This is a genomic window from Aeromonas sp. FDAARGOS 1405, from assembly GCF_019048265.1.
Lineage (GTDB): Bacteria > Pseudomonadota > Gammaproteobacteria > Enterobacterales > Aeromonadaceae > Aeromonas > Aeromonas veronii_A.
This window is the reverse complement of record NZ_CP077311.1, coordinates 131,356-157,534: the sequence shown is the minus strand read 5'-3', so window position 1 is coordinate 157,534 and position 26,179 is coordinate 131,356. Positions and strand designations below refer to the sequence as shown.

Genomic DNA, 26,179 nt, shown 5'->3' with positions numbered 1-26,179 from the left:
GAGGCACTTATGTTGCAACCATACGCCTGGCGGCGCCAGTTGTGGCGAATGGCATTCTTCTATGCGCCCTTCGTCTTGGTCGGCTGGCTGACGGAGAGTCTGGCCCTGTGTCTGTTGCTGGCTACCGTCATGCACCTGGGCTGGCACTACCGTTTCCAGAAGCGGCTGTCGGACTGGCTGTGGCACGATCGCAGCCTGGTGCCTCCCAACGGCAGCGGCAGCTGGGAGTACATCTTCAACGGCATCTACAAGCTGCAGCAGCGCCACCGGGCCCGCCGCCGCGAGCTGGCGGGTCTCATTCGCCGCTTTCGGGAAGGGGCCGAGGCACTGCCCGATGCGGCCGTGGTATTTCGCACCGACGGCAGCATCCTCTGGTGCAACCGGCTGGCGGAGCAACTGCTCGGTTTTCGCTGGCCGGAGGATGCCGGCCAGCATATCGGCAACCTCATTCGCAATCCGGCCTTTAACGCCTATCTGGGCAAGGGGGCGTATGACGAGCCCCTCGAGATGCACTCCCCGGTCAACGAGGAGAAGTTTCTCGAGTTTCGCATCATGCCCTACGCCTCCGATCAGGCGATGCTGGTGGTGCGCGATGTCACCCGCTTGCGCAGTCTGGAAAAGACCCGCAAACACTTTGTCTCCAACGTCTCCCACGAGCTGCGCACCCCGCTTACTGTGCTCAAGGGCTATCTGGAGATGACCGAGGAGCCGCCGCCGCCCGCCATGTGGGCCAAGGCGCATCGGGTGATGATGGAGCAGACCATCCGGATGGACAATCTGGTCAATCAGCTGCTCACCCTGTCGCGCATCGAGGCGGCTCCGAGCGTGGATCTTTCCCATCTGGTAGACATGCCCGCCATGTTGGGGCTGCTGGAGCAGGAGGCGCGGGCGCTCTCGGGGGATCGGGCTCACCAGATCGAATTCATGGTGCAGCCCAACCTCCTGGTGCGTGGCGATCAGGAGCAGCTGCGCAGTGCTGTCTCCAACCTGGTCTATAACGCCATTCACTACACCCCGGCGGGGCGAAAAATTACCGTGGAGTGGCGCAAGCAGGGGGCGATGGCGCTGTTTGCCGTGAGCGATGAAGGGGAGGGGATTGCCCCCGAGCATCTGGCGCGGCTGACCGAGCGGTTCTATCGGGTCGACAAGGCACGCTCGCGCCATACCGGCGGCTCAGGCTTGGGCCTTGCCATCGTCAAGCATGCCCTCAGTCATCACGACTGCCAGCTCGATATCGAGAGCCGGGTCGGCCTTGGCAGCCGTTTCAGCTTCCTCATCCCCGCTCGCATGGTGGTGTTGAAATAAGCTTTTCAAGCAATGGGTTAGCAATGAAAAGAGGGCGGCGGTGGCGGCCCTCTTTTCATTTGGTCAAAAGCCTCGCCATGTCATTAAAGTGTCACATTAAATCCATAAATTTGTCACTGCCAGGTCAGATACTGGCGCCGTCTTAAGAACGGACCTTCTGTAACTTTGGAGAGATTGGATGAAACTCAACAAACTGGCTGGTGTAATCGGATTCACCGCAGCAACCCTGTTTTCTGTCAGCGCCCTGGCTGCCGGTGTGGATAAAGACCTGCCGGATTACACACCGACCAGCGGCATTTCGGGCAACCTGTCCTCTGTAGGCTCTGACACCCTGGCCAACATGATGACCCTGTGGGCCGAAGAATTTAAGCGCTTGTACCCCAACGTCAACGTGCAGATCCAGGCCGCCGGTTCTTCTACCGCCCCGACTGCCCTGACCGAAGGTGTTGCCCAGTTCGGCCCGATGAGCCGTGCCATGAAGGCCGGTGAAGAGGAAGCATTCGAGAAGCGTTACGGCTACAAGCCGACTGCCATCCGCGTTGCAGTCGATGCCCTGGCTGTGTTCGTCAACAAGGACAACCCCATCAAGGGGCTGACCATGCCGCAGATCGACGCCATCTTCTCCAGCACCCTCAAGTGCGGCGAAGCCAAGGCTGCCACCAAGTGGTCTGATCTGGGCCTGGACGGCAACTGGTCCAGCAAGGATCTGCAACTGTTCGGTCGCAACTCCGTATCCGGTACCTACGGTTACTTCAAGGAGCACGCCCTGTGTAACGGCGACTTCAAGAGCGGCGTGAACGAGCAGCCGGGTTCTGCCTCCGTGGTGCAGTCTGTCTCTGCCTCCCTGAACGGCATCGGCTACTCCGGTATCGGTTATGTCACCTCCGGCGTGCGTGCGGTACCGCTCTCCAAAGATGGCAAGACCTTCATCGAAGCGACCTCCGATAACGCCATCACCGGCAAGTATCCGCTGTCACGCTTCCTGTACGTTTACGTGAACAAGCATCCGAACAAGCCGCTCTCCCCGATGGAGCAAGAGTTCGTCAAGATGATGCTCTCCAAAGCAGGCCAGAACATCGTTGCCAAAGATGGCTACGTGCCGGTGCCGGCCAAGGTGGTACAGGCTGACCTGAAAAAGCTGGGTATCATGTAACTGCCTGCAGTCAGCATGCCCTGATAAAACGAGCCCCAAGCGGGCTCGTTTTGTTTTTGGCGGCTGTCAGTTTTGTTAATAGCGCAGGATGGATATTTTTCCGCCAGCCGGGGGCTGGCTCCCTTGCGCAGCAGGGCGGCATTTCCGAGAATAGGGCAACGTTATGGCAAAGGATCCCTTCATGATTGCGTCCCTCACCAAGTTTGGCATGGTAGCCCTCTGTAGTTCCCTGCTGGTCGCCTGCGCCCAGTCGCCGACCGGCCGCAGCCAGATGCTGCTCTACTCTCCCCAGCAGATGAACCAGCTGGGCGCCGACTCCTTCGAGCAGATGAAAAAGCAGGAGAAGGTGAGCAAGGATGCCAAACTCAACGCCTATGTCTCCTGTGTCGCCAAGGCGGTGACCGCCCAGGTGCCGGCCAGCTATGGCATCACCAACTGGGAAGTGGTGGTGTTTGACTCCAAACAGGTCAACGCCTTCGCCCTGCCCGGCGGCAAGATCGGGGTCTACAGCGGCCTGCTCAAGGTGGCCAAGAATCAGGATCAGCTGGCGACCGTCATCGGCCACGAGCTGACTCACGTGCTGGCCCAGCACTCCAACGAGCGACTCTCGCGCAGCCAGCTGGCGGGGATTGGTCTGGCGGCTGCGGACATCGCCATGGGCACCAGCGAGTATCGCGGCGCCACCATGGCTGCCCTTGGCCTCGGGGTCGAGGTGGGGGTGATGTTGCCCTATGGCCGTACTCAGGAGAGCGAAGCGGATCGGCTCGGACTTGAGCTGATGGCGCGCGCCGGGTTCAATCCGGCCGAGGCGATCCCCCTGTGGCAAAACATGAGTGCCGCCGCCGGTGGCAACACTCCGCCGCAACTGCTCTCCACCCACCCGAGCAACGAGAACCGGATCGCCGAGTTGCAGGCGCAACAGGCGCAAGTGCTGCCGCTCTATGAGCAGGCCCGCGCCAACGGTCTGGTGCCCCAATGCAAGGCATAAGCCTGCGCATGGCGCGCAGCGATGATGCCGCCGCCATGACGGTGATGCAGCGAGCCAGCTGGCTCGCTGCCTATGGCCAGGTGCTCGGTGCCGACCTGCTGGAGCAGCTGGACGTCACCGCTCATCTGCAGATTTGGCAGAGTCGTCTGGCCGAGCCGGGCCCAAGGCCCATGCTGCTTTGTCTCGATGAGGTGGTGATTGGCCTGCTCTACTGGCAACCACAGCAGGAAGCGGGGCAGAGCAGCGCCCTTATCCGCGCCTTTTACCTCCATCCCGACCATTGGCGACAAGGCTATGGCAAACGGCTGTGGCAGGCGGTGGCGATGCAGATGCGCCGCGCCGGTTGCCATAGCGTCAAATTGTGGCTGCTCGATGGCAACCACATCGGCGAGGGGTTCTACCTGCGCCGCGGCTTTGTCTTTGATGGCGAGGAGCGCACCCTGATAAGCCTCGGGCAGCCCTGCCTGCAGCGACAAATGAGCCGTTTGCTCTGATCACTCTCCCGTTTTTCGCCTTCGGTCACTTTATTTTTTTTGCGAATTAATACAATGTCCCCCTTGGAACAGAGTTGGATAAACACGGGCTGACAAGGGAGTGCTGGCATGTATTACGGCTTTGATATCGGTGGCACCAAGATCGCTTTTGCGGTCTATGACGGTGCATTGAACCTCTGCCACGAGGAGCGCATGAGCACCCCGGGCAACGATTACGAGGGGTTGCAGCAGCTGATCCGCTCCCGGGTCGAGCAGGCGGATGCCCGCTTCGGCGCACGGGGCTCGGTCGGTATCGGTTTTCCCGGTGTCATCAATAGCCACGATCACAGCATAGTGGCGGCCAATCTGCCCTCCATCAATGGTCGCCATCTGGGCGCAGATTTGGCCGAACTGCTGGAGCGGCCGGTCAAGGTAGATAACGACGCCAACTGCTTCCTCTGGTCCGAAGTGCATCAAGGGGCAGCCGACGGCGCAGGCAGTGCGCTCGGCGTCACCATAGGCACCGGTATCGGCGGCGCCGTCTATCTGGCGGGCAAGCTTATTCAGGGGCGCAACTGGCTGGCTGGCGAGATTGGTCACTACCCCTTGCCCGCGACCATGCTGATGAAGTATCCCGAGTTGCCCCGTCCCCGTTGCGGCTGTGGCCGTCTGGTCTGTTTTGAAACCTATGCCTCCGGCACCGGTCTGGAGCGTCTCTATCACCATTTCCATGGCCAACGTGCCACGGGTCACCAGATTGTGGGACGCTTCGAGGCCTATGAACCCCATGCGGTCGAGACGGTCGACTGCTGGTTGGAGATCATGGCCGCCGGGCTTGCCACCGCCATTTCGGTGATTGATCCCGAGGTGGTGGTGTTGGGGGGCGGCCTGAGCGGCCTGCCCGCCCTCTATGAACAGCTGCCGCTTCGTCTGCCCGGTCACTTGCTGCCCGGGGTCGCCCTGCCCGAGATCCGCCAGGCCCGCTTCGGCGGTGCCGGTGGTGTGCGCGGCGCAGCCTTGCTCAATCTATGAGATCAGATGTGGGGTCTGATCTCCCCGAAAAAGGAGTCCTCATGACCCGTCTTGAAATCTGTATCGACAACCTGGAATCCCTCTTCACCGCCCAGCAATCCGGGGCGGATCGCATCGAGCTCTGCTCTGCGCTGGGTCTGGGCGGCCTGACCCCCTCCTACGGTTTTATGCAGCAGGCGGCCCGCCATGCCACAGTGCCGGTTTATGCCATGATCCGCCCGCGCGCCGGGGATTTTTGCTTCAACGACGGCGAGTTCGAGATGATGCTGCAAGATATCGCGGCGGCCCGCTCTGCCGGTCTGCAAGGGGTAGTGGTCGGTTTGCTGGATGAGGAGGGGCGGGTGCCTGCCGCCAAACTCAAACAGCTGGTGGATGCAGCAGGGCCGTTGGGGGCCACTTTCCATCGCGCCATCGACCTCTCTTCCGACTGGCGCCTCGATCTGGAGACCATAGTCGCGGCCGGTTGCGAGCGCATTCTGAGCTCGGGCCATGCGCCGACCGCGTTGGCTGGGTTGGAAACCCTGCAAGAGATGCAGCAGGCGCTGGCGGGGCGTGCCAGCCTGATGCCGGGGGCCGGGGTCAATGCCGACAATGTGCGTACCATCATCGAGTTCACCGGAGTGAGCGAAGTGCATATGTCCGGCATGGGCTGGCGCGGTGGCATGGTGCCGCACGGAGTGAATATGGGCACTTCGGATGATGGTCGGGTCAATATCACCGATGGCGCCAAGGTGGCTGCGGTCAGAGTCTTGCTGGATCGCGGTTAAGCAGATCGCCGCCGTTGGGCGACGTTCATCCGCATCTTGTGTGAAGTTCCTCCCACTGACGGGGAAATCAGGGGCGCCCCCGGCAGCACCCCGGCCAAAAGTCTGATATTATCCCGCCTCTTTACTACATGGATCTGGAGCAACATCTCAATGTCCCAATACGACTCTATCGAACAGAAGGCCAGCTATGGCATCGGCCGCAACATGGGTGATCAGCTGGCGCAGCAAGCCTTCGCCGGTCTGGATATCCCGGCCCTGCAACAAGGTCTGGCAGATGCCCTGAATGGTCTGGAGTTCGCGGTCAGCCGTGACGATATCAATGATGCCTTCCAGGTGATCACTGCGCGTATGCAAGAAGAGCAGGAAGCCGCCGCCAAGGCCGCCGCTGCTGACGGCGAAGCCTTCCTGGCTGACAACGCCAAGCGCGCTGAAGTGAAGGTGACCGACTCCGGTCTGCAGTACGAAGTGCTGGTAGAAGGCAACGGTGCCGTTCCGGTAGCCGGTCAGTCCGTGCGTGTGCACTACCACGGTACCTTCACCCACGGTGGCGTATTCGACAGCTCCGTCGCTCGCGGCCAGCCGGCTGAATTCCCGGTGACCGGCGTGATCGCTGGCTGGGTTGAAGCGCTGCAGCTGATGCCGGTTGGTTCCAAGTGGAAGCTCTACATCCCCCACGATCTGGCTTACGGTGCCCGTGGCGCGGGCTCCATCCCGCCTTACTCTGCACTGGTATTTGAAGTCGAGCTGCTGGACATCCTGTGATCCTGCTGGCTTGATGCAAACGGCGACCCTCGGGTCGCCGTTTGTTTTTGGGCTATGTGATAGACAGCATTTGTCGCGACCAGCGGGCTGGAGAGCAGAAAAGGGCGGCACTTTTGCGCTTTTTACTGGTTTTTTCAGAAACGGGAACAGGCATACTGCGACTCATTAGAGAGGATAAGGAGAACCCGATGAGCAAGAAGATGAAGAAAGTAGCGGGGCTTGCTCTGTTGCTGCTGAGTATTCCGGCCAGTGCTGATGCCATGCGCTGCAAGAACGCCCTGATCACCGAGGGTGACAGTACCGCCGAGATGCTGCTCAAGTGCGGTGAGCCGATGTTGCGTGAAGAGCTCAACCGCAACGAGGAGAACCAGTTTGGCAACATGGTGCAGGTCAAATATGGTGAACGCTGGACCTACAACTTCGGCAAGAACGAGTTCATGCGCTTTGTGACGGTGCGCAACGGCATCATTACCGATATCGAAAACGGCCCGCGCGGCCAGTAGCCGGCGGGCAAAGCATGGATGCACAACAGACAGTAGGGCAAGACCCTTTGACTCACATGTCCGGCAAGGGGTTGCGGTGACCAAGTTGTCTGACCGCCAGATTGATCTGGCGAGCCAGTCTTAGCCGCTGGCGGCAGGTCAGGCCATGGAGGCTGATCCTGCCCGCGTTGAATTCAAATGTCCCCAGCGACTCGATGGCAAAATAGCCTCGATGAAAGCTCTTGATGTAGCGAGCGATCTGCCGTGGGGATAACTGCTTGAATACCTTCATCACACGGTTCCCTGATTGCCTGGACAGGGCACACTATGGTGTCGGTCGATGACACTGATATGACGGTTTATAAAGATTTGCATGAATCCTTATTTTGCCAGTGAGCTCGGCAAATTGACGGCATCATCGAAAAAGTTGTGCCATGACAAACCACCGCACCGATATACTGCGGGCTTGAATGGAACAAATAAAAGGGCCTGTGCGTGGAATGGGTTGATGTGGTGGACGAGGATAACCGGGTGATTGGCGTGGCCGAGCGAGCCAAGGTGCGGCGGGAGAATCTCTGCCATCGCGCCAGCTATATTCTGGTGCTCGACGACGCGGATCGGATCCTGGTGCAGCGACGCACCCTCAGCAAGGATTTCTGCCCCGGCATGCTGGATGCCTGCGCTGGTGGCGTGGTCACCACCGGTGAGGAGATGGAGCGCTCCGCCCGCCGCGAGCTGGCCGAGGAGCTGGGGATTATAGATGTTCCTCTGCAGGGCTTTGGCAGCTTTTATGCGGAAGGGGAGGGCTACCGGGTCTGGGGTGGCCTCTTCAGTTGCCGTTATCAGGGGCCGCTGCAGTTGCAGGCCGAAGAGGTGAGCGCGGTGCACTGGATGAGCCTGGCCGAGATCGCCGAGCGTGCCAGCGAATTTACCCCCGACTCCCTGCTCGCCATCGCCACCTGGCAGGCGAGGCGCTGAACAATTTCATATATCCTCTTCTTCAGAGACAAGACGGGCAGCCTGATGGCTGCCCGTTTGCCTTTGTGCATTTACTTGGCCTGCTACACCAGTTTTAGGCGCCGGTTGGAGCGACCGCACGGGCTTGGCGTCGTGAGCCAGTGCCCCTGCCAGTCGGTGACGAGGCGCAGCAATGGATACTCCAGGTCAAGCCTGGTCAGCACCAGCTGGCCGGTCTCGTCGCCGCTCACCGGCTCGCCGCTGGCGGGATCGATGATCTCGATGATGCAACTCTCGCTCACAATAAATCCCTCTCCTGGTCGGCTCTCGTAAGCCACTACCCCCACATCCTGCCACACCAGACAGTTGAGGGCCGCAATGCCGTGAATGGCGCGCAGCGGCGCGGTTTCCGGGTGAGTGGCTTCACACAGCAGTGCGCGGCGCAGCGAGTCGGTCGGGATGTCGGCCGCTTCGGCCGCTTCCAGCAGATCGAGCAGGGTCACCAGCGGACCGACATAGCCGGTGGGTTGATAGCGCAGCAGCGCCTCCAGCTGGCGCTGGGTATCGTGGGGCCCGCAGGGCACCACGGGGGCGCCCAGCTGGCGGGCGCCGTTATCGAAAATAAAGGCGGTGGGGCCGGCATGATAGTCGTGGCCATTGAGTATTACCTCACCTGGCTTGAAGCCGGCGGCAAACAGTGCTCGAGCGGCCCCCCACCAGTCTGCTCCCGCATACTCGGGGATGGCCAGCTGGCCCGGACAGGAGAAGACCCGCAACGCCTGACTGGCGGGGCGGCCGGTGAGTCCGGCGAACGGAGGGTGAGCCTGCTGGGCGGCAAACAGCTCTTTGCTGTCGAGCAGTGGCAGGGTGGCCAGCTCTGCCAGATCCTCGAGGCGGCACTGGCGATAGACGCTGGAGTAACCGGCGCAATATTGACTGACATGGGTAAGCTGATGATTGAGCTGCTCCAGCTGCTGTTGTTCGCGCAAGGCGGGGGGGCGAATTTCCAGTCCATCGTAATAGTGCTGCATGGGGCCTCCTGGCGCCGTGAAACCAGCTCAAGAGTAGTCTGCCCAAGGGGAAAATGCCTGCCGCTATCCATGGTCAGGCTCAGAGCCGCTGTTAGGCGGCATCGTCACTCTGGGATAAACTGGCGACTTCCCATCACGACTCAGGACGAGAAATCATGATTGCTGTAGGACAACCCCTGCCTGCGGGCGAATTTACCTTTATCACCGCCGAGGGCAAGCAGCTGCGGGATGGCCAGACGCTGTTTGCCGGTAAAAAAGTGGTGCTGTTTGCGGTACCCGGCGCCTTTACTCCTACCTGCTCCAATGCCCATCTGCCCGGCTATGTGGTGTTGGCCGATCAGTTTATGGCCAAAGGGGTGGATGCCATCTGTTGCCTCTCGGTCAACGATGCTTTCGTGATGCGGGCCTGGCAGACGGCCCAGAATGCCGAGGCGATCACCATGCTGGCGGATGGCGATGGCAGCTGGACCCGGGCGCTGGATCTGGCCAAGGATACCGGCGCCTTTGGCGGCATCCGTGCCCAGCGCTTTGCGTTGATCGCCAACGATGGTGTGGTCGAGCAGCTGTTTGTGGAGGCGCCAGGCAAGTTTGAGGTCTCCGATGCCGCGAGCCTGCTGGCTGCACTGTGAAATGTTAATCACGGTTTGATTTCCCCTTGAAATGGGAGGTGGCACAGCTACACTGGCGCCACTTTCCCATGGTGCCTGCCCGTTTGGGCTGGCGCTTCGTTGCAGATCACAAGAGATGAAGATCCTATGACCCTGGCTTTTGTTGCCCTGATTGCCGGACTGGCGCTGCTGGTCTGGAGTGCAGACAAGTTTGTCGATGGCGCTGCCGCCACCGCCCGTTATGCGGGGATGCCGCCGCTGCTGATCGGCATGGTGATCATCGGTTTTGGTACCTCGGCCCCGGAGATGGTGGTCTCGGCACTGGCTGCGTCCCAGGGCAATCCCGGGTTGGCGCTCGGTAATGCCTATGGCTCCAACATCACCAATATCGCACTGATCCTGGGTCTGACGGCACTGATCAGCCCTATCGCGGTAGCTTCTCAGGTAGTGCGCAAGGAGATCCCCATTCTGCTTGGTATTACCCTGCTCTCCGGCGCCCTGCTGATCGATGGTCATCTGGGCCGGATGGATGCGGTCATTCTGGGGGCCGTCTTCGTTGCTCTGATGGGCTGGTCCATCTGGGCTGGCATGAATGGCAAGGGAGATGCGCTGGATACCGAGACCGCCGAGGATATCGAGAGCGAGGGGATGTCCCTCAAGAGCGCCATCTTCTGGCTGGTGGTCGGGCTGGTGCTGCTGATCGGCGCTTCCCGTCTGCTGGTCTGGGGGGCGGTGACCATCGCTCAGGCGCTTGGCATCAGCGATCTGGTGATTGGTCTCACCATAGTCGCGGTGGGAACCTCCCTGCCGGAGCTGGCCTCTTCGCTTATCGCCATTCGCAAGAACGAGCATGATCTGGCCCTTGGCAACGTGCTGGGCTCCAACCTGTTCAACACCCTGGCGGTGGTGGGGATCGCGGCGGGCATCCACCCGCTCGATGTGGCGCCGGAAGTGCTCACCCGTGACTGGAGCATCATGATGGGGCTGACCCTGCTGCTGCTGGTGATGTGTCTGGGCCGCAAGGGGCAGGGCCGCATCAACCGGCTGGAGGGGGGCGTGCTGCTCACCTGCTTCGTCGCCTACACCGGCTGGCTGCTGACCAGTCAGTTTATCTGATAGGTGTTGGTGAAATGAGAGAGGGGGAAGCGCACGCTTCCCCCTCTTGTTTTTGCCTAGTGAACCTGTTGGCGAGCGAGCGGTGTGCTCAGGCTACTGCCACCAGCTTCTGCCCCTTCTGGCTGCTGTCCAGAATGAGGATGCTGGCCTTGGGGAAGAAGTTGAAGGTGGAGGCCGAGGCCCAGGTGTAGGCGCCCATCACCTTGCCAACCACCAACTCGCCGATAGCCAGATCCGGCAGCATGATGCCATCGCGGATCACATCCACGCTGTCGCAGGTGGGGCCGGAGAGCACCGAGTTGTGCTGCTCGCCACTGGCATAAGGCGTGCTCACCGGATAGGTGACGTGGTCATAGAGCTGGCCGTTGTAGCTGCCGTAGAGACCGTCATCCAGGTAGTACCAGATCTTGTCACCGCGGTGGGCCTTGCCCATCACGCTGGCGACCGAAGTCATGGCCGGCGCGCTGATAAAGCGGCCCGGTTCGGCAATCTTCTGCACGGTAGCGGGCAGCTTGGCCAGTGCTTCGCGGATCGGCGCGCAGAAACCGTCGATATCGAACTCGCCCCCTTCATAATCCACCGGGAAACCGCCACCGATATCCAGCACCCAGGGCTTGAGCCCGAGCGCCCAAGCCTGCTCCATGATCTCGCGGCAGGCGTCGATGGCCTGCACATGGCGACGAGCGTGGGGTACCTGGGAGCCGACGTGGAACGACAGCCCCATCACCTTGATCCCCTTGGCGTGGGCCAGTTGCAGCAGCGGCAGCGCCTGCTCCGGAGTGCAGCCGAACTTTTTGGAGAGATCGACCTTGGTCTCGGGGTTCGGGAAGCTGACCCGCAGCAGCAGTTTCACTTCGTCCTTGTAGGGAATGAACTTTTCCAGCTCCAGCGGGTTGTCATAGACAAACACAGTGCAGCCGAACTCCAGCGCGTAACGGATATCGCTGTCGCGCTTGATGGGATGGGTATGAATGCAACGTCCCGGGCGAACCCCCTGACTGCGCACCAGATCGACTTCGCCATTGGTGGCCAGATCGAAACAGGCCCCCTCTTCCTTCAAGACAGAGACCACCGCCTCATGGGGCAGGGGTTTGAGTGCATAGTGCAATCGTACATCGGGCAGGGCTGCGGCCAGGGCCCGATACTGTTTGCGGACGGCTGCCTTGTCGAGCAGCAGCAGGGGGGAGCCGAATTGTTCAACCAGCTGACGGTAATCTTGTGCGACCACATCTTTTGCAACCAGGGTCTCGTTCATTCTCTTTTGGTCATCCTTAGGGGGCGTGATATGCCCAAGCCATATGCGATTGAACCGGCGACGGCCGGGTCAGGCGAGCGGTCCGGTGGGACCAACCGAACACAGTGCATAAATTGATGGCAAAGTGCTTGGTTATGCAGCGGATTATCGGCTTATTGATTCTGTGTGCAAGCATTTTGATTGGATATGTCGGCAAGATTTTCTTGGCGAAACGAGAGGGATCACTGTTCTCTATCCGCCATTTTTCCCGTTTGGGCCACATTTGATCCGTGCGAGCCTAACTTGTTGATAGTTAACTAACATTTAACATTCTTGCCGCGGTTCTGGTGGTCACTAAAAAAATATAAATGGGGGCGGCCAAGTGCGAGACAGCTCACATTTTTTGGATTAACATGCCGACTTCCTAATCCAAACTAGTTCGGATGAAGGTAGCAGGAGAGCGATGGGCAACCATCCACCGAAGAAGTGAATCTTTCAGGTACCGGGCAACCGGTGTGGACTGCTACTGGACGATACTCTGGAGAGACCCGTTAAATCGGGCGCCGAAGGAGCAAGGCACCATGACTACCCGCAAGGGCTGGCTGGCGCCGGAAACTCTCAGGCAAAAGGACAGAGGGGATGGGATGGTTGTACCTGGGCTTGGCCCGCATCCGATCGCCTCTGGCCGATCGCGACACCTATGGGAAGATCATCCTTCTCCTCCTTAATTTCTGTTTCTTAAGGAGGATGCATGTCATCAATTCAATCGGCGTTAACCGCCATCGATAGCTTTATCTGGGGTCCACCCCTGCTGATCCTGCTGGTCGGGACCGGTATCTATCTCACCCTGCGTCTGGGTCTGCTTCAGGTGGTGCGCTTGCCGCTCGCTCTGCGGCTGGTCTTTGGCCGCGATCAGGGGCAGGGCAAGCAGGGGGATGTCTCCAGCTTCGGCGCCCTCTGTACCGCTCTCTCTGCCACCATCGGTACCGGCAACATCGTCGGGGTGGCCACCGCCATCAAGCTCGGCGGCCCCGGTGCCCTGTTCTGGATGTGGATGGCTGCCCTCTTCGGCATGGCCACCAAGTACGCCGAGTGTCTGCTGGCGGTGAAATATCGCGAGCAGGATGCCAACGGCCAGATGGCGGGTGGCCCCATGTACTATCTGGAGAAGGGGCTCGGCTCCAAGCCGCTGGCCAAGCTGTTTGCCCTGTTCGGCATCGGCGTGGCCTTCTTCGGGATCGGTACCTTCCCGCAGGTCAATGCCATCTCAGACGCCATGAGCCTCTCCTTCTCGGTGCCCCGTGAAGCGACCGCCGTGGTGCTGACCCTGATCGTGGCGCTGGTGACCCTGGGGGGGATCAAATCCATCTCCAGCGTATCGAGCAAGGTGGTGCCCTTCATGGCCATCTTCTACATCGTCGCCTGTCTGGGCGTGTTGGTGAACAACGCCAGCGCCCTGCCCGATGCCGTCATGCTGGTTATCGAGAGTGCCTTCACCGGCCATGCGGCGACCGGCGGCTTCGTCGGCGCCAGCATCATGCTGGCCATTCAGTCCGGGGTAGCGCGCGGGGTCTTCTCCAACGAGTCAGGGTTGGGCTCTGCACCCATCGCGGCGGCGGCGGCCAAGACCGATTCGTGCGTGGAGCAGGGGCTGGTCTCCATGACAGGTACCTTCATCGACACCATCATTATCTGCTCCATGACCGGCCTGACCCTGGTGGTCACAGGCGTGTGGAGCGGCGATGCAAGCGGCGCGGCCATGACCAGTCTGGCCTTTGCCCAGGGGCTTGATGCCCATGTCGGCCAGTATCTGGTGAGCATTGGCCTGCTGTTCTTCGCCTTTACCACCATCCTTGGCTGGAACTACTACGGCGAGCGCTGCACCGAGTACCTGTTCGGGGTGAAGGCAATCAAGCCCTATCGTCTGGTCTATCTGGCGCTGGTGGCGAGCGGCGCCTTCCTCCATCTGGACATGATTTGGCTGCTGGCCGATATCGTTAACGGCCTGATGGCGGTGCCCAACCTCATCGGCCTGATTGGCCTGCGCCATGTGGTGATCGCCGAGACCCGCGCCTACTTTAGCCGGGATCTGGATAGCGAAGCCGAGCCGGAGCCGCAGACGGCCTGAACGCCTCAGCCCGTTTCACGCTCCCCTTGAAAAGAACAAGCCACGACTCCGGTCGTGGCTTTTTTGTGCGCCGTGTCTCTGGATGGGGACTTTCTCCCTCTCCCTTCGGGATAAGGTCAGGACGAGGGGGATAGCCCCTCGCTCAGCAGGCTATCCAGACGTGCTCGCACTTTCTCTACCAGTGCCTGATCGCTACCGTGCCAATCGATGCAGCTTGCCAGCGTGGTGGAGGTTCCCGCCATAAAACGCAGCTCGCCGCCCGCCAGCTCGTAGAAGCGGCTCGCCATCTTGGTTCCCTCATCCACATCACCCGCCACCAGCAGCATGGCTTGCGCCAGCACGGCGCCCTGGTGATCCTGCCCCGGCGCCAGCCAGCGCTGGGCAGTGCCGGTGATCTTGCGTCCCCCGATCACCAGATTGTACTGACCATCGCAAAAGGATCCGGGCACGAAGTCATAGCTTCCCTCAAGGCCGTACTCCGCCAACAGGGTCAGCAGCGGCGCCCCCAGCAGCCGGTAGTAGTGGGCGAGATCTGTGGTGGTGCGGGGCAGCAGCAGGGATAGGTTGAGGATCCCCGCCCCGTGGGGCACGGCGGTGCCGCCGCTGTCGCGCACATGTACCGGCCAGCCTTCAGCTGCAAGTTGCTGGCAGGCGGCTTCGTAATGGGGGAGGCGAGTATCCTTGCGAGTGACAATCAGGCATTGGGGGGCCTGCCAGAGGTGAGCGCGGGGCTGACCGTCATGGGCGCAGTCGCGCAGCCAGTGCTGCTCTTGTGCCAGTATCTGTGCGGGTGAAGCGGTATCGGGAAGGGGGGAGAGCAGGCGATAGGGCATGGCGGCATCCTCAAAAAAGGCTGCCCAGCACACTACCCGTGGCGACTGGCAAGGTAAAGCCCCGCAGTGCGGGGCTGTTTGCTATCGGTAGGCGACGTCTCAGGAGTGACGCGCTTCGCGCTTGGGCAGCAGCAGGTTGAGCACGATGGCGGTAATGCCACCGGTGGCGACGCCGTAGGAGAGCACGCTCTTGGTCAGCTCCGGCAGGTGTTGCAGCACTTCCGGCACCTGCGCGACCCCCAGCCCCATGGCCAGCGACACCGCCAGGATCATCAGAGCGCGGCGATCCAGCTCCTCGCGAGCAATGATGCGCACGCCAGCGGCGGCGATGGTGCCGAACATCACGATAGTGGCGCCCCCCAGCACGGGCTCGGGGATCTGTTGCACCAGACTGGCGACAGCCGGGAACAGGCCGAGCAGGGCCAGCATGGCGGCGATAAAGAGCCCGACGTGACGGCTGGCGACGCCGGTCAGCTGAATGACGCCGTTATTCTGGGCGAAGGTGGACATGGGGAAGGTGGAGAAAACTGCCGCCAGCATGGAGTTGGCACCATCAGCCAGCACACCGCCTTTGATCCGCTCCATATAGACAGGCCCTTCCAGTGGCTCGCCGGAGATATCCGAGGTGGCGGTCATGTCGCCGATCGCTTCGAGCGCCGTCACCACGAAGATGATGGCGAGCGGCACGAACAACTGCCAGTCAAAGCCGAGACCGTAGTGGAGCGGAATGGGCACCATCACCAGCGGGCCGTCGAAGGTGGGGGCGCTCACTTTGCCCAACAGCAGGGCCACGGCATAGCCCGCCAGCATGGCGATCATGATGGCGGAGAGGCGCAACCAGGGGTTGCGACTGCGTTGCAGCAACACGATAAGGCCGAGCACCAGCAGGGAGAGGAAGAGGTTGGTGTGACTGGCGAAGCTGCCATCAGAGAGGGCTGCATAGCCGCCGCCCATGCTGATCAGGCCCACTTTGATCAGGGTCAGGCCGATCAGCAGCACCACTATGCCGGTGACCAGCGGGGTGATGATCCGTTTCACCAGATGGAGGAAGCGGCTCATCACCACGATAGTGAGTGCGGCAACCATCATGGTGCCGAACAATGTGCCCAACAGATCCTCGGTGGGCATGGCCGCCTGTTTGAGGGCGAGACCGGAAGCGATGATGGGGCCGAGGAAGTTGAAGCTGGTACCTTGCACCGAGAGCAGGCCGGAACCGATGGGGCCGAAGCGGCGGGTTTGAATGAAGGAGGCGATGCCGGACATGACCAGCGACATGGAGACGATATAACGGGTGTCGGCGGCAGGGAGGCCGAGGGCATTGGCGATAATCAGGGGCGGGGTAATGATGGCGACAAACATGGCGAGCATATGCTGCAGGGCGGCGAACAGCGTCTGGGGCAGAGGCGGGACATCCTCTATGCCATAGACCAGTTCGCTATGGGCTCGCCTGGGTGGATGTGCCTCTCGATTGGCGCGTGTGACAGCAGCCTGTTCCATAAGTACCTCAAATTGTGTGGGGAGGGGGAGAAAATTGGGCGCTATTGTAGTGATTGAAATGAGGCTGACCAGCGCTAATTATGCAAAAAAAGGTTTATTTTTTGATGGGTTGAAACGTTTGCGCGCTGCGATTATCATCTGTCGGTTTGTGTGACCGACCTCTCCTTTTTATTCTCCCCGCTAATGACAATTTTACCACTTTGTAGGTGTAGAATGAGCCCTCAGTATTCATCGTGGAGACTCTGGATGCTCAAGTTGTCAGAGTTCTGGAGTGCGAGGGTTCACTCCGAAGATTTTACTCGTACTCGCATGGGGTTTATGACGGTGCGGTTGCGCCTGCTGACCTGCTTGCTGATGCTCGGATTGCCCGCCTGGGCAGTGGTGGATTGGTTGACCTTGCCCGCCGTTCATTTCGAGCAGCTGTTTCAGGCCAGGATCTTCTGCACCCTGGCGCTCTCGCCACTTATTCCGCTCTCGTACCTCATCCACTTCAAGCGGGAACGGATGAAGCTGGCCCTTGGCTATCTGATGGCCGTGATGATGCTCTTCTCCCTCTTCTGCCTGAACAGCTTTGGCGCCGGACAGGAGTTGCAGGCGGGCTATGCGGCTTTTCCCTATTTGTTGATCACCCTGTTTGCCATCTTCCCCATCCCACTCTCCCTCGGCTTGCAACTGGCAGGCGTGGTGCTGGTGACCATGCTGCTGGGTCACTGGCTGCTGGTGGGCCAGAGCATCTGGAGTCAGGCCACCCTGAATCAGGTGTGGGTGCTCGGCATGTTTACCATGGCCAGTTGCTGGGTGCAGTGCGGCCAACTCAACATGCTGCTGCGGCTATATCGGGAATCGACCACTGATGAGCTGACCGGCATGATGAACCGCCGCCTGCTGATGAAGCAGCTGGAGCAGGCCCGAATCCGGCTGCAACTCAAGAAGAAGCCCTTTGCGGTGATGCTGCTGGATCTCGATCGCTTCAAGCGGATCAACGATATCTACGGCCATCTGGCGGGGGATGCGGTGCTCAAGGAGGTGGCGACCACCCTGGGGGAGCAGCTGGAGCCTGACATGGTGCTGGGGCGTTATGGCGGCGAAGAGTTTGCCATCCTGATGCACAACTGCGCCGATCCGGCGCTGGCGAGCAAAATGGCCGAGCGGCTGCGCATTGCCGTCGAGGCGCGGCTGGTGAAGAGCCCCACCTCGGACGAATTGCTGGAGGTGACGGTGAGTATCGGGATTGCCATGGCTCGTTCCAATGACACCATCGATATTCTGATCAACCGTGCCGACGAGTGCCTCTATCAGGCCAAGATGGCGGGACGCAACTGCGTGGTGGTCGAGGGGCAGAACCGCGCAAAAACAGATGCCGCCTGAGGGCGGCATCCTGTTGGCAATGAGCTGGCGAGATCAGGCCAGCTTGTACTTGCCGGAGAGCTGCTGGGCCAGCAGCTTGAACATGTTGAAGACTGCCATGGTCTTGCCGGTCGGGGTGCCGTCTTCGGCCAGGAAATACTCCCCCTTGAACACCAGAATATCCCCCTTCTGCTCCACCGAATCGGCGCGCATACCGTGGATGAAGTCTTCATGCTCTTTGATGATCTTGTTGGCCATCTCAAGCAGGGCCGTCTCGGTGATCAGCTCTTTCTGTGGTTGCATGCTCGTCTCCTTAAACGACTACTGGACAGGGAAATCGTGGATCCCTGCCTCTGATTGAAGAGGAGGCTAGCATACTGCAAACGGGGATTTTCTGTCATTGATATGACCCCGCTTTGTCGCGTATTAGCCCATCACCAGATTCTTCAGCCAGCGGCGCTGGCGAATGCGACGCTGCACCAGCACCATCTTGCTGATCTCCTCCAGCAGCACCACCGCTACTACCCAGGAGAGGGGCCAGCCGAGCAGAGAGACCGCCACCCACGCCAGCGGCAAGCCGATACACCACATGCCGACAATGTCGATGAAGATGGTGTAGTTAACGTCGCCGCCCGAGCGCAGCACCCCGATGATCCCCACCATGTTGAACACCTTGAGCAGCATGCCAAAGCACATGATGCCGAGCACCTGACCCGCCTCGGCCATCAGCTCGGGAGGCAGGTTGCCGACCCACTGCAGCAGGTTGGTCTGCAGCAGCCAGACGGAGATCCCCACCAGCAGGGCGCCGATGGGGGCGAGCAGCAGGAAGAGCTGGGAGTGCTGCCAGGCGACCTCGTACTCTTCGGCGCCAAGCCGGTGACCGAGCAGAGTTGAGCAGGCCACCGCCAGTCCGAAGAAGAGGGAGATAAGGATGCTCTCCAGGGTGCCGAGTGTGGTCATGATGGCCAGCGAATCGGTGCCAAGATGGGCATAGAGAAAGCCGTAAATCAGCATGCCGAAGGCCCAGAGGCCGTCGTGGAACAGCAGCGGTAGGGCGATCAGGGTAAAGCGCACCACCTCCTTGCGCTTGAAGGCGGCCAGCCAGTCTGGTGCGCGCGGGATCAGGCGCGCTTCATAACGCTTTACGTAGAGCAGCAGCAGGGCTGTCTGCAGCAGCCGGGAAATGGTGGTGCCCCAGGCCGAACCGGCCACCCCCATTGCCTCGAAGCCGAAGTGACCGAAGATGAGGGCGTAGTTGAGGATGACGTTGGCGATGATGGCGATAATGCCGATCCGGGTCGGCGCGGCGGCATTGCCCACCGAGCGCAGGGCTGATTCCAGCGGCACCACGATGGCGGTACAGAGGATGGTGGCGCCGGTGATCATCAAGAATTGATCCGCCAGTGCCCGCAGCGCCGGATCCTGACTGGCAAAGCCGAGCACGCTGCCCGGTGATAACACATAGATGAAGGCAAAGGGCAGGGTGACCAGCAAGGCGCCCACTATGGCCAGCGCCAGGGAGCGGCGTACCCCGGCCATCTCCCCGCGCCCGAAGTATTGTGCTGCCAATACCGAGACCCCGCCCGCGAGGCCCGCTATCACCAGCAGATTGAAGAAGAAGACCCGGTTACCCAAGCCGACCGCCGCCACAGCTGTGGTACCAAGCTGGCTCACCATCATGATATCGATGAGGCCGAGCAGGGAGAACATCATGGATTGCAGCGAGACGGGCAGGGCCAGTCGCCACAATCGGGTCATGAACTCGCGATCGGTGGTTTGTTTTAAAATCGCTTGCCAATAATTCATAGTTGTTAACCGGGTATGAGAAAAGCAAGGGTTGTCATGGTTATGATAAGGGGGTGTAGAGCAGTTACCACTGTGAGTAGATCTCGATTTTCTTGTGTAAAACTATCCTTTTGAGGTGTTATGCCATTTGCCAGAGAGTGTCTGGAGATAGCGCCAGCCTGTGAAGAGCAGATGTTGGGACGTGAAGGGCTGCCGCTGCTCGGCGAGGCAGGGATCTTCCTGACCGGCCTCTCCCGGGTGCGGGATCACTACCTGATCCGCCGCAATCGCCCCGAGTTTCACATCCTGATGGTGAGTCACGATGAGGGGGGGGCGCTGCTCACCGACGAGGGGGAGCAAGCCATTCCGTCCGGGTCGCTGATTTTCCTGCCCGCCGCCGTACCCGGCGGTCTCAAGCTGATTGGCGAAAACTGGCAGATCAGCTGGATTTTGCTCGATGACGTGCCGCGCTGGCAGCACCTGCATCGCCTGGGTCACCGTATCTGGCAAGGGGATGGCGGCGATCAGCTCTATCATCTGCTCAGCCTGATGCAGGGGGAGGGGGTTCGCTCTTCGCTGCAACCTCAACTGCTCAGCCTGTTGCTGGCGCTGCTGGAGCGCACCCTGCAAGGGGAGGTGCGCGGTACCCCTGAACTCAGGTTGCAGGCACTGTTTCGCCGGGTGGAGGCGCGCCTGGACGAACCCTGGAGTGTCGCCCTGCTGGCCCGGCAAATGGCCTGCTCGGTGCCCCATCTGCATCGCCTCTGCCAGCAAGCGTTCGGTATGGGGCCGATGGCGAGGGTGACCGAGCTCAGAATGAACAAGGCGCGCCAGCTGCTGCTCTATACCAACTGGCCACTTGGCGAGCTGGCGGCCCGGGTCGGTTACAGCGATGGGGCCAACTTTGCCAACCGATTTCGTCGTCTGACTGGTCAGACCCCCGGCGCCTTTCGTCGACTGGGTCGCAAACCTTTTGCAGCGGATGTGCAAACTCTTTGAAATTAATGAGACAAGCCCCTAGGATCGGCGGGTCCCTGCGTCTAGCTAACCGTTTAGGTACCAAGATCCATGTTTGAAGATAATAACCAGAAACGTCCTCTCTACATTCCCTACGCCGGTCCCGCCCTGCTGGAGACCCCTTTGCTCAACAAGGGCAGCGCCTTCACCAGCGAAGAGCGCAGCAACTTCAACCTCGAAGGTCTGTTGCCCCAGAATATCGAGACCATCGAAGAGCAGGCCGAGCGCGCCTATCGCCAGTTCATGGCGTTTGGCAACGACATGGACAAGCACATCTATCTGCGCAACATCCAGGATACCAACGAGACGCTCTTCTACCGTCTGCTGCACAACCACCTGACCGAGATGCTGCCCATCATCTACACCCCGACGGTGGGCAAGGCGTGCGAAGAGTTTTCCAACATCTATCGCCGCGCCCGTGGCCTGTTTATCTCCTATCCGGACAAGGACAGGATCGATGACATGCTGCAAAACGCCACCAAGCAGAACGTCAAGGTGATCGTGGTGACCGATGGCGAGCGGATCCTGGGTCTGGGTGACCAGGGTATCGGCGGCATGGGCATTCCCATCGGCAAGCTCTCCCTCTACACCGCCTGTGGCGGTATCTCGCCCGCCTACTGCCTGCCGGTGGTGCTGGATGTCGGCACCAACAACCAGCAACTGCTCAATGACCCCTTCTATATGGGGTGGCGCAATCCGCGTATCTCGGGAGATGAGTACGCCGAGTTTGTCGATGCCTTCATTCAGGCGGTCAAGCGCCGCTGGCCCGATATCCTGCTGCAGTTTGAGGATTTCGCCCAGAACAACGCCATGCCACTGCTCAACCGCTACAAGAACGAGCTCTGCTGCTTCAACGACGACATTCAGGGTACGGCTGCCGTGACCCTGGGCAGCCTGATCGCCGCCTGCAAAGCCTCCGGTGCCAAGCTCTCCGAGAAGCGGGTTGCCTTCCTCGGTGCGGGCAGCGCCGGTTGCGGTATCGCCGAGCAGATCGTGGCACAGATGAAGGCCGAGGGGCTGACCGATGCCCAGGCCCGCAGCCGTGTCTTTATGGTGGACCGCTTTGGTCTTATCACCGACAAGATCCCCAACCAGCTCGACTTCCAGCGCCGTCTCTCCCAACCGGTGGAGCGGATCAAAGACTGGCCGGTGGGGGACAATATCTCCCTGCTGGAGGTGATGGAGCATGGTCGCCCGGACATCCTGATCGGGGTCTCCGGCCAGCCGGGGCTGTTTACCGAAGAGGTGGTCAAGACCATGCACAAGCACTGTGCCCGTCCCATCATCTTCCCGCTTTCCAACCCCACCTCCCGGGTCGAGGCGACGCCGGCAGACCTCATCCGCTGGACCGACGGTCAGGCGCTGGTGGCCACCGGCAGTCCGTTTGCACCGGTGGAGTACAAGGGCAAGCGCTACGTCATCGCCCAGTGTAACAACTCCTTCATCTTCCCGGGGATCGGCCTTGGCGTCATCGCCTCCGGCGCCACCCGGGTGACTGACGCCATGTTGATGTCGGCCAGCCGCGCGCTGGCGGAGTGCTCGCCGCTGGTGAAAGGGGAGGAGGGCTCCCTGCTGCCGGACCTGGCGGATATCCATCAGGTCTCCCGCTACATCGCCAAGATGGTGGCCAAGACCGCCATGCTGCAGGGCAAGGCGGTGCAGACCCCGGACGAGGTGATCGATCAGGCCATCGAAGCCAACTTCTGGCATCCGGAGTATCGCCGCTACCGCCGCACCTCCTTCTGATTGGGGAGAAGGGAATGCCACGGCAAAGCAAAAGGGATGCGAAAGCATCCCTTTTTACTGCACGTCTGACATGGTTATCGCCTCAAGATCAACTACTCGCTGGCGCCCTGTACGCCGGTGACGCGCACCTCGACCCGGCGATCCGGCCCAAGGCAGTCTATGAGGGCGGTTCTGGCTTTGATGTCGTCACACTGGTTGCCGGTGACCGGATTGCTCTCGCCATTGCCCTGAATGCTTACCTTGTCGGCAGGCAGCCCTTTGTTGATCAGAAAGTCGGCAACGGTTTGGGCCCGAGCTTCTGACAACCTCTGATTGCTGGCATCCGAGCCGATACGGTCGGTATATCCCATCACGACGGCACTGCCATCCTTGGGTTGTACATCGACGATCTGCTGGTAGAGAGCGTCCAGCGCGCTCATCCCCTCCGGTTTGAGGTCCGCTTTGCCAAAGGCGAACAACACATCGGAACTGAGGTTGAAGGTCTGATCTACCATCTCCGGTTCGGCCGGTGGCGGGGGGACCACGACCGGTGCGGGCGTGGGAGCCGGCTCTGTCGGCTGGCTGCGATTGGGATGGATCACTACTTCCAGGGTTGCTGTGCTGATGTCGCTGACCCAGCGCTGGGTGCCGCTGTTTGCCTTGTCATTGTCAGGATCATCGCCGACCCTTACCAGATAACGATACCTGGCCTGGAGATCGACCCAGTCATGGAGCCGGGCCGTCACTCCCAGGCCTGCCAGCGGTGCCAGGTTGTCGTCCCCGCCATTGATCGATTCAACGTGATAGATATAGCCACCACCCTCGGCAAACACCGAGAACATCTCGCTGAGCGGCAAACGACCAATCACAGACAGGGTAGCTCCCTTGCTGTTGAAGTCATGGCCGCTGATATCCCAGTCACCTGTGGAGAGGTAACCAATTTCGGCGCCCAGGTTCTCCGTGAAGTTGTAGCCGCCAAACAGGGAGAGCGCAGTCGCATCCTTGCTGACATCCTGGCTGAAATCATTCAGATTGTGGGCAATAGCCCAGCCACCGCCTACCCCGGCATACCAGTCGTGAACCGGCTCTGCTTGTGCGCCTGTGCTCGCCAATGCCAGTGCAATCCACACAGGTTTTACTCTTATGTTCATCGCGTATCCTCGTCGATGTTTGGTGTAGTGGGGTTGCCTGCTGGTCAAACCCCACACTTATGTATAGGTGACGGGCTGTTTTTAACCACCAAAGAGGTATGGGGGCACGCCGTGAACAATGGCGCGAGGCAGGAAGAGGAAGGGGGCAAAGGAGAGCTAAAAGGTAGGCGAAATGAGCGTCAAGAAAAAGGAGGCCAGGTGGCCTCCTCGTTATGTCGGACTGCAGGATTACTGTTTGACTTCCTGTACGCCGGTGACGCGTACTTCTACACGGCGATCCGGCGCCAGGCAGGAGATCAGCTGAGCCTTGCCCTTGACGCTGTTGCACTGGGTGCCGGTGACCGGATTGGCTTCACCGCGACCTTCGATAGCAACTTTGCCAGCCGGCAGACCTTTGCCAACCAGGAAGTCGGCTACGGTACGGGCACGCGCTTCGGAGAGTTTCAGGTTGTAGGCGTCAGAGCCGATACGGTCGGTGTAACCGACGACCACGGCGCTGCCATCTTTCGGCTGAACATCAACGATCTGCTGATACAGGGTGTTGAGCGCTGCGACACCTTCTGGCTTGAGGGTGGATTTGCCAAAGGCAAACAGCACGTCAGAGCTCAGGGCGAAGTTCTTGTCGACCAGTACCGGCTCGGGAACCGGCTCAGGCGCAGGGGCGGCAACCGGGGCAACATAAGAGGTGCGGTTCGGGTGCATCACCAGCTCCAGGGTCGCGACGCTCATGTCGCTCTCCCAGGTTTTCTGCTCGTCACCCAGATTCCACAGATAGCGGTAGCGAGCCTGCACATCGATAAGGTCGGAGAGCTTGGCAGTCAGACCCAGGCCCGCCAGCGGCGCAGTGCCGTTGTCGCTGTTGCCATTGCCGTTGACGTGATTGAAGTAGGCACCACCTTCAGCAAACACCGAGAAGATATCGCCCAGCGGCAGGCGGGCGATACCGGAGAGGGTGGCACCCTGGGTTTTGAAATCGGCACCGTCAACGCCCGCTTTGCCGGCGTAGAGGTAGCCCAGTTCAGCTGCGTAGTAGTCGTTGAAGTTGTAACCGCCGAACAGGCTCAGCGCAGTGGCATCTTTGTCAGTGTCTTTGCCAAAATCATCCAGACCGTGGGCATAAGCCCAACCTGCACCAACACCGGTGTACCAGTCATCGGCAGCCTGAGCTGTGGTGCCTGCGGCGGCCAGCGCCAGTGCAATCAGGGTAGGAGCCATTTTGAGTTTCATCGGTTTATCCTCGTTGTGTTAGCCCATGTCGGGCAATGCACTTGTTTTTATTGCTGCGAAAAATCGCCAGCAAAGTGGATAGCGAAGGCTTTGGACTCTCATGATGCATTGGCGTCATGGACAACAGACCGGACAAGAAGCGCTTTTTAGTGCTTATCCAATACCTTACAGGCGCAACTACTTTATGCTTTCGAGACGGGGCAGGCAAGGGCAGGGAGGTGGGAGTGAGGGATGCAAGCGAGAACTATACAAACAAAAAGGGATGCCGCAGCATCCCTTTTTTTCGCACTATCTGAACGAGGTCAGATTATTGCTGAACTTCTTGTACGCCGGATACGCGAACTTCTACGCGACGATCCGGAGCCAGGCAGGAGATCAGCTGAGCTTTAGCGGTTACGCCGTTGCACTTGGTGCCGGTAACCGGGTTAGCTTCGCCACGACCTTCGATGGCAACTTTGCTGGCAGCCATACCTTTGCTCACCAGGAAGTTGGCAACGGTGCGGGCACGGGCTTCAGACAGCTTCTGGTTGTAAGCGTCAGAACCGATACGGTCGGTGTAACCAACTACAACAGCGTTGCCATCTTTCGGCTGGAACTCAACGATTTGCTGATACAGACCGTTCAGGGCTGCAACGCCTTCCGGCTTCAGGGTATCTTTGCCGAAGGCAAACAGCACGTCTGAGTTCAGGGCGAAGTTCTTCTCTACCACTTGCGGAGCAGGAGCAGGGGCTTCTTCAACAACCGGAGCAGCTACCGGAGCTACGTAGGAAGTACGGAACGGGTGGTATACCGCTTCCAGAGTAGCGATGCTCTGGTTGGCTTTGTAACGCTCACCGTTGGCGTGCAGGTCAGCCACGTCCCACATGTAGCGGTAGCGAGCTTGCAGATCCAGCGCGTCATTTACCTTGTAAGTCACACCAGCACCGGCCAGCGGGGAAACTTTAGTGTCGCTGGTGCCCAGACCATCGGTGTGACCCCAGTAGGCGCCGCCTTCAGCGAACAGGGAGAAGTCGTTGCCAACCGGCAGACGGGCGATACCGGACAGGGTGGCACCCTGGCTCTCGTAACGGTTGCCGTCGGTGTTACCACGACCAGTGTACTGGTAGCCCAGTTCGGTACCGAAGTTCTCGGTGAAGTTGTAACCCATGAAGGCGTTGGCAGCAGCTGCGTCTTCCTGGCCTACATTGGTGCTTTCCAGCTTGTTCAGGCCGTTGAAGTGAGTAGCACCGACACCGGCACCGAAGTAGATGTCGTCAGCGGCGTGAGCAGCGGTAGCACCCAGAGCAGCCATGGCGATGGCGATCATGGAAGGAGCCATTTTCATCATAAAAAAATCCTCGTTGAGATCGCACGTTATTCACGTGCTTCACACTTTGTAATTTATGTAAGCTGCAGGCTCCGCCGTACGGCTGGCGTCGAGTCTGGCAGATGACCCGGTATAACCGGGTTGCACACTCTCCTGGTGTGTCGAGTGCACTGGCATGGCACGCAAAGCGTGATAAACCGCTGCCAGGCAACTGATGTCATTCCGATGACGAGGCGCACTCTATGCCGATTTTAA

The 26,179-nt window shown here is 60.1% G+C and carries 25 protein-coding genes and 1 riboswitch; of the genes, 15 read left to right on the top strand and 10 right to left on the bottom strand.

Annotated elements, in window-relative coordinates:
- Nucleotides 1-9: 9 nt before the first annotated feature.
- The 8 genes from phoR to I6L35_RS00660 all read left to right on the top strand — a co-directional run bounded on the left by phoR (nucleotide 10) and on the right by I6L35_RS00660 (nucleotide 6,983).
- Nucleotides 10-1,305, top strand: coding sequence for a phosphate regulon sensor histidine kinase PhoR (gene phoR, locus I6L35_RS00695; protein WP_216979281.1), 1,296 nt, complete (start codon nucleotides 10-12; stop codon nucleotides 1,303-1,305).
- Between the two features lie 178 nt (nucleotides 1,306-1,483).
- On the top strand, nucleotides 1,484-2,458 hold the full coding sequence (locus I6L35_RS00690; protein WP_005338411.1) for a PstS family phosphate ABC transporter substrate-binding protein: 975 nt from the start codon (nucleotides 1,484-1,486) through the stop codon (nucleotides 2,456-2,458).
- 181 nt (nucleotides 2,459-2,639) lie between these two features.
- Nucleotides 2,640-3,446: a M48 family metallopeptidase gene (locus tag I6L35_RS00685; protein ID WP_005338409.1), complete on the top strand. Its 807-nt coding sequence runs from the start codon at nucleotides 2,640-2,642 to the stop codon at nucleotides 3,444-3,446.
- Complete coding sequence (locus I6L35_RS00680) at nucleotides 3,434-3,940, top strand: GNAT family N-acetyltransferase (protein ID WP_103251509.1); 507 nt, start codon at nucleotides 3,434-3,436, stop codon at nucleotides 3,938-3,940. The genes I6L35_RS00685 and I6L35_RS00680 overlap by 13 nt, the downstream gene beginning before the upstream one ends.
- A gap of 108 nt (nucleotides 3,941-4,048) precedes the next feature.
- Complete coding sequence (locus tag I6L35_RS00675) at nucleotides 4,049-4,951, top strand: ROK family protein (RefSeq protein WP_216979280.1); 903 nt, start codon at nucleotides 4,049-4,051, stop codon at nucleotides 4,949-4,951.
- Nucleotides 4,952-4,992: 41 nt separating this feature from the next.
- Nucleotides 4,993-5,718: a copper homeostasis protein CutC gene (locus I6L35_RS00670; RefSeq protein WP_216979279.1), complete on the top strand. Its 726-nt coding sequence runs from the start codon at nucleotides 4,993-4,995 to the stop codon at nucleotides 5,716-5,718.
- Nucleotides 5,719-5,868: 150 nt separating this feature from the next.
- Nucleotides 5,869-6,480 carry an FKBP-type peptidyl-prolyl cis-trans isomerase gene (locus tag I6L35_RS00665; RefSeq protein ID WP_005338405.1) on the top strand — a complete coding sequence of 204 codons (612 nt, stop codon included), beginning with the start codon at nucleotides 5,869-5,871 and terminating at the stop codon, nucleotides 6,478-6,480.
- 188 nt (nucleotides 6,481-6,668) lie between these two features.
- Complete coding sequence (locus I6L35_RS00660) at nucleotides 6,669-6,983, top strand: DUF2845 domain-containing protein (protein WP_069526295.1); 315 nt, start codon at nucleotides 6,669-6,671, stop codon at nucleotides 6,981-6,983.
- A 52-nt stretch (nucleotides 6,984-7,035) separates the two neighbouring features.
- Here I6L35_RS00660 and I6L35_RS00655 read toward each other — a convergent pair whose 3' ends face one another.
- Nucleotides 7,036-7,254 (bottom strand): DUF1107 family protein, encoded by a 219-nt coding sequence (locus I6L35_RS00655; protein WP_108542470.1) that lies wholly within the window; start codon nucleotides 7,252-7,254, stop codon nucleotides 7,036-7,038.
- A gap of 203 nt (nucleotides 7,255-7,457) precedes the next feature.
- Between I6L35_RS00655 and yfcD the strand changes: the two genes are divergently transcribed.
- Complete coding sequence (yfcD, locus tag I6L35_RS00650; protein ID WP_216979278.1) at nucleotides 7,458-7,940, top strand: NUDIX hydrolase YfcD; 483 nt, start codon at nucleotides 7,458-7,460, stop codon at nucleotides 7,938-7,940.
- A gap of 83 nt (nucleotides 7,941-8,023) precedes the next feature.
- Here yfcD and I6L35_RS00645 read toward each other — a convergent pair whose 3' ends face one another.
- Nucleotides 8,024-8,950, bottom strand: coding sequence for a phenylacetate--CoA ligase family protein (locus tag I6L35_RS00645; RefSeq protein WP_216979277.1), 927 nt, complete (start codon nucleotides 8,948-8,950; stop codon nucleotides 8,024-8,026).
- Nucleotides 8,951-9,105: 155 nt separating this feature from the next.
- Between I6L35_RS00645 and I6L35_RS00640 the strand changes: the two genes are divergently transcribed.
- Nucleotides 9,106-9,579: a peroxiredoxin gene (locus I6L35_RS00640; RefSeq protein WP_113738927.1), complete on the top strand. Its 474-nt coding sequence runs from the start codon at nucleotides 9,106-9,108 to the stop codon at nucleotides 9,577-9,579.
- A gap of 126 nt (nucleotides 9,580-9,705) precedes the next feature.
- A complete protein-coding gene (locus I6L35_RS00635) occupies nucleotides 9,706-10,674 on the top strand; it encodes a calcium/sodium antiporter (RefSeq protein ID WP_005343920.1) in 969 nt (322 codons plus the stop codon).
- Between the two features lie 88 nt (nucleotides 10,675-10,762).
- On the opposite strand, the gene I6L35_RS00630 is transcribed toward I6L35_RS00635, so the two are convergent.
- Nucleotides 10,763-11,929, bottom strand: coding sequence for a type III PLP-dependent enzyme (locus I6L35_RS00630; protein ID WP_118854176.1), 1,167 nt, complete (start codon nucleotides 11,927-11,929; stop codon nucleotides 10,763-10,765).
- 507 nt (nucleotides 11,930-12,436) lie between these two features.
- A riboswitch (glycine riboswitch) is annotated at nucleotides 12,437-12,552 on the top strand.
- A 107-nt stretch (nucleotides 12,553-12,659) separates the two neighbouring features.
- Here I6L35_RS00630 and I6L35_RS00625 point away from each other — a divergent pair.
- Nucleotides 12,660-14,036: a sodium:alanine symporter family protein gene (locus I6L35_RS00625; protein ID WP_216979276.1), complete on the top strand. Its 1,377-nt coding sequence runs from the start codon at nucleotides 12,660-12,662 to the stop codon at nucleotides 14,034-14,036.
- Between the two features lie 116 nt (nucleotides 14,037-14,152).
- Here the strand turns inward: I6L35_RS00625 and I6L35_RS00620 are convergent, their stop codons facing one another.
- Nucleotides 14,153-14,869 carry a protein ligase gene (locus tag I6L35_RS00620; RefSeq protein ID WP_216979275.1) on the bottom strand — a complete coding sequence of 239 codons (717 nt, stop codon included), beginning with the start codon at nucleotides 14,867-14,869 and terminating at the stop codon, nucleotides 14,153-14,155.
- A 99-nt stretch (nucleotides 14,870-14,968) separates the two neighbouring features.
- Nucleotides 14,969-16,366 (bottom strand): nucleobase:cation symporter-2 family protein, encoded by a 1,398-nt coding sequence (locus I6L35_RS00615; protein ID WP_216979274.1) that lies wholly within the window; start codon nucleotides 16,364-16,366, stop codon nucleotides 14,969-14,971.
- 246 nt (nucleotides 16,367-16,612) lie between these two features.
- Between I6L35_RS00615 and I6L35_RS00610 the strand changes: the two genes are divergently transcribed.
- Nucleotides 16,613-17,734, top strand: coding sequence for a GGDEF domain-containing protein (locus I6L35_RS00610; protein WP_204481219.1), 1,122 nt, complete (start codon nucleotides 16,613-16,615; stop codon nucleotides 17,732-17,734).
- 33 nt (nucleotides 17,735-17,767) lie between these two features.
- Here the strand turns inward: I6L35_RS00610 and I6L35_RS00605 are convergent, their stop codons facing one another.
- Nucleotides 17,768-18,016, bottom strand: coding sequence for a YciN family protein (locus I6L35_RS00605; protein WP_005338382.1), 249 nt, complete (start codon nucleotides 18,014-18,016; stop codon nucleotides 17,768-17,770).
- 123 nt (nucleotides 18,017-18,139) lie between these two features.
- Nucleotides 18,140-19,519: an MATE family efflux transporter gene (locus tag I6L35_RS00600; protein WP_216979273.1), complete on the bottom strand. Its 1,380-nt coding sequence runs from the start codon at nucleotides 19,517-19,519 to the stop codon at nucleotides 18,140-18,142.
- Between the two features lie 120 nt (nucleotides 19,520-19,639).
- Here I6L35_RS00600 and I6L35_RS00595 point away from each other — a divergent pair, with 120 nt between their 5' ends.
- Nucleotides 19,640-20,497: an AraC family transcriptional regulator gene (locus I6L35_RS00595; protein WP_216979272.1), complete on the top strand. Its 858-nt coding sequence runs from the start codon at nucleotides 19,640-19,642 to the stop codon at nucleotides 20,495-20,497.
- A 69-nt stretch (nucleotides 20,498-20,566) separates the two neighbouring features.
- Entirely contained in the window at nucleotides 20,567-22,261 is a 1,695-nt protein-coding gene (locus tag I6L35_RS00590) for an NAD-dependent malic enzyme (RefSeq protein ID WP_216951826.1), read from the top strand.
- 92 nt (nucleotides 22,262-22,353) lie between these two features.
- On the opposite strand, the gene I6L35_RS00585 is transcribed toward I6L35_RS00590, so the two are convergent.
- The 3 genes from I6L35_RS00585 to ompA (I6L35_RS00575) form a co-directional block, all read right to left on the bottom strand.
- Nucleotides 22,354-23,391 (bottom strand): OmpA family protein, encoded by a 1,038-nt coding sequence (locus I6L35_RS00585; protein WP_216979271.1) that lies wholly within the window; start codon nucleotides 23,389-23,391, stop codon nucleotides 22,354-22,356.
- Between the two features lie 228 nt (nucleotides 23,392-23,619).
- Nucleotides 23,620-24,618, bottom strand: a complete 999-nt coding sequence (ompA, locus tag I6L35_RS00580) for a porin OmpA (protein ID WP_216979270.1) — start codon at nucleotides 24,616-24,618, stop codon at nucleotides 23,620-23,622.
- A gap of 307 nt (nucleotides 24,619-24,925) precedes the next feature.
- Nucleotides 24,926-25,945, bottom strand: coding sequence for a porin OmpA (gene ompA, locus I6L35_RS00575; RefSeq protein WP_041234103.1), 1,020 nt, complete (start codon nucleotides 25,943-25,945; stop codon nucleotides 24,926-24,928).
- Nucleotides 25,946-26,179: the final 234 nt, after the last annotated feature.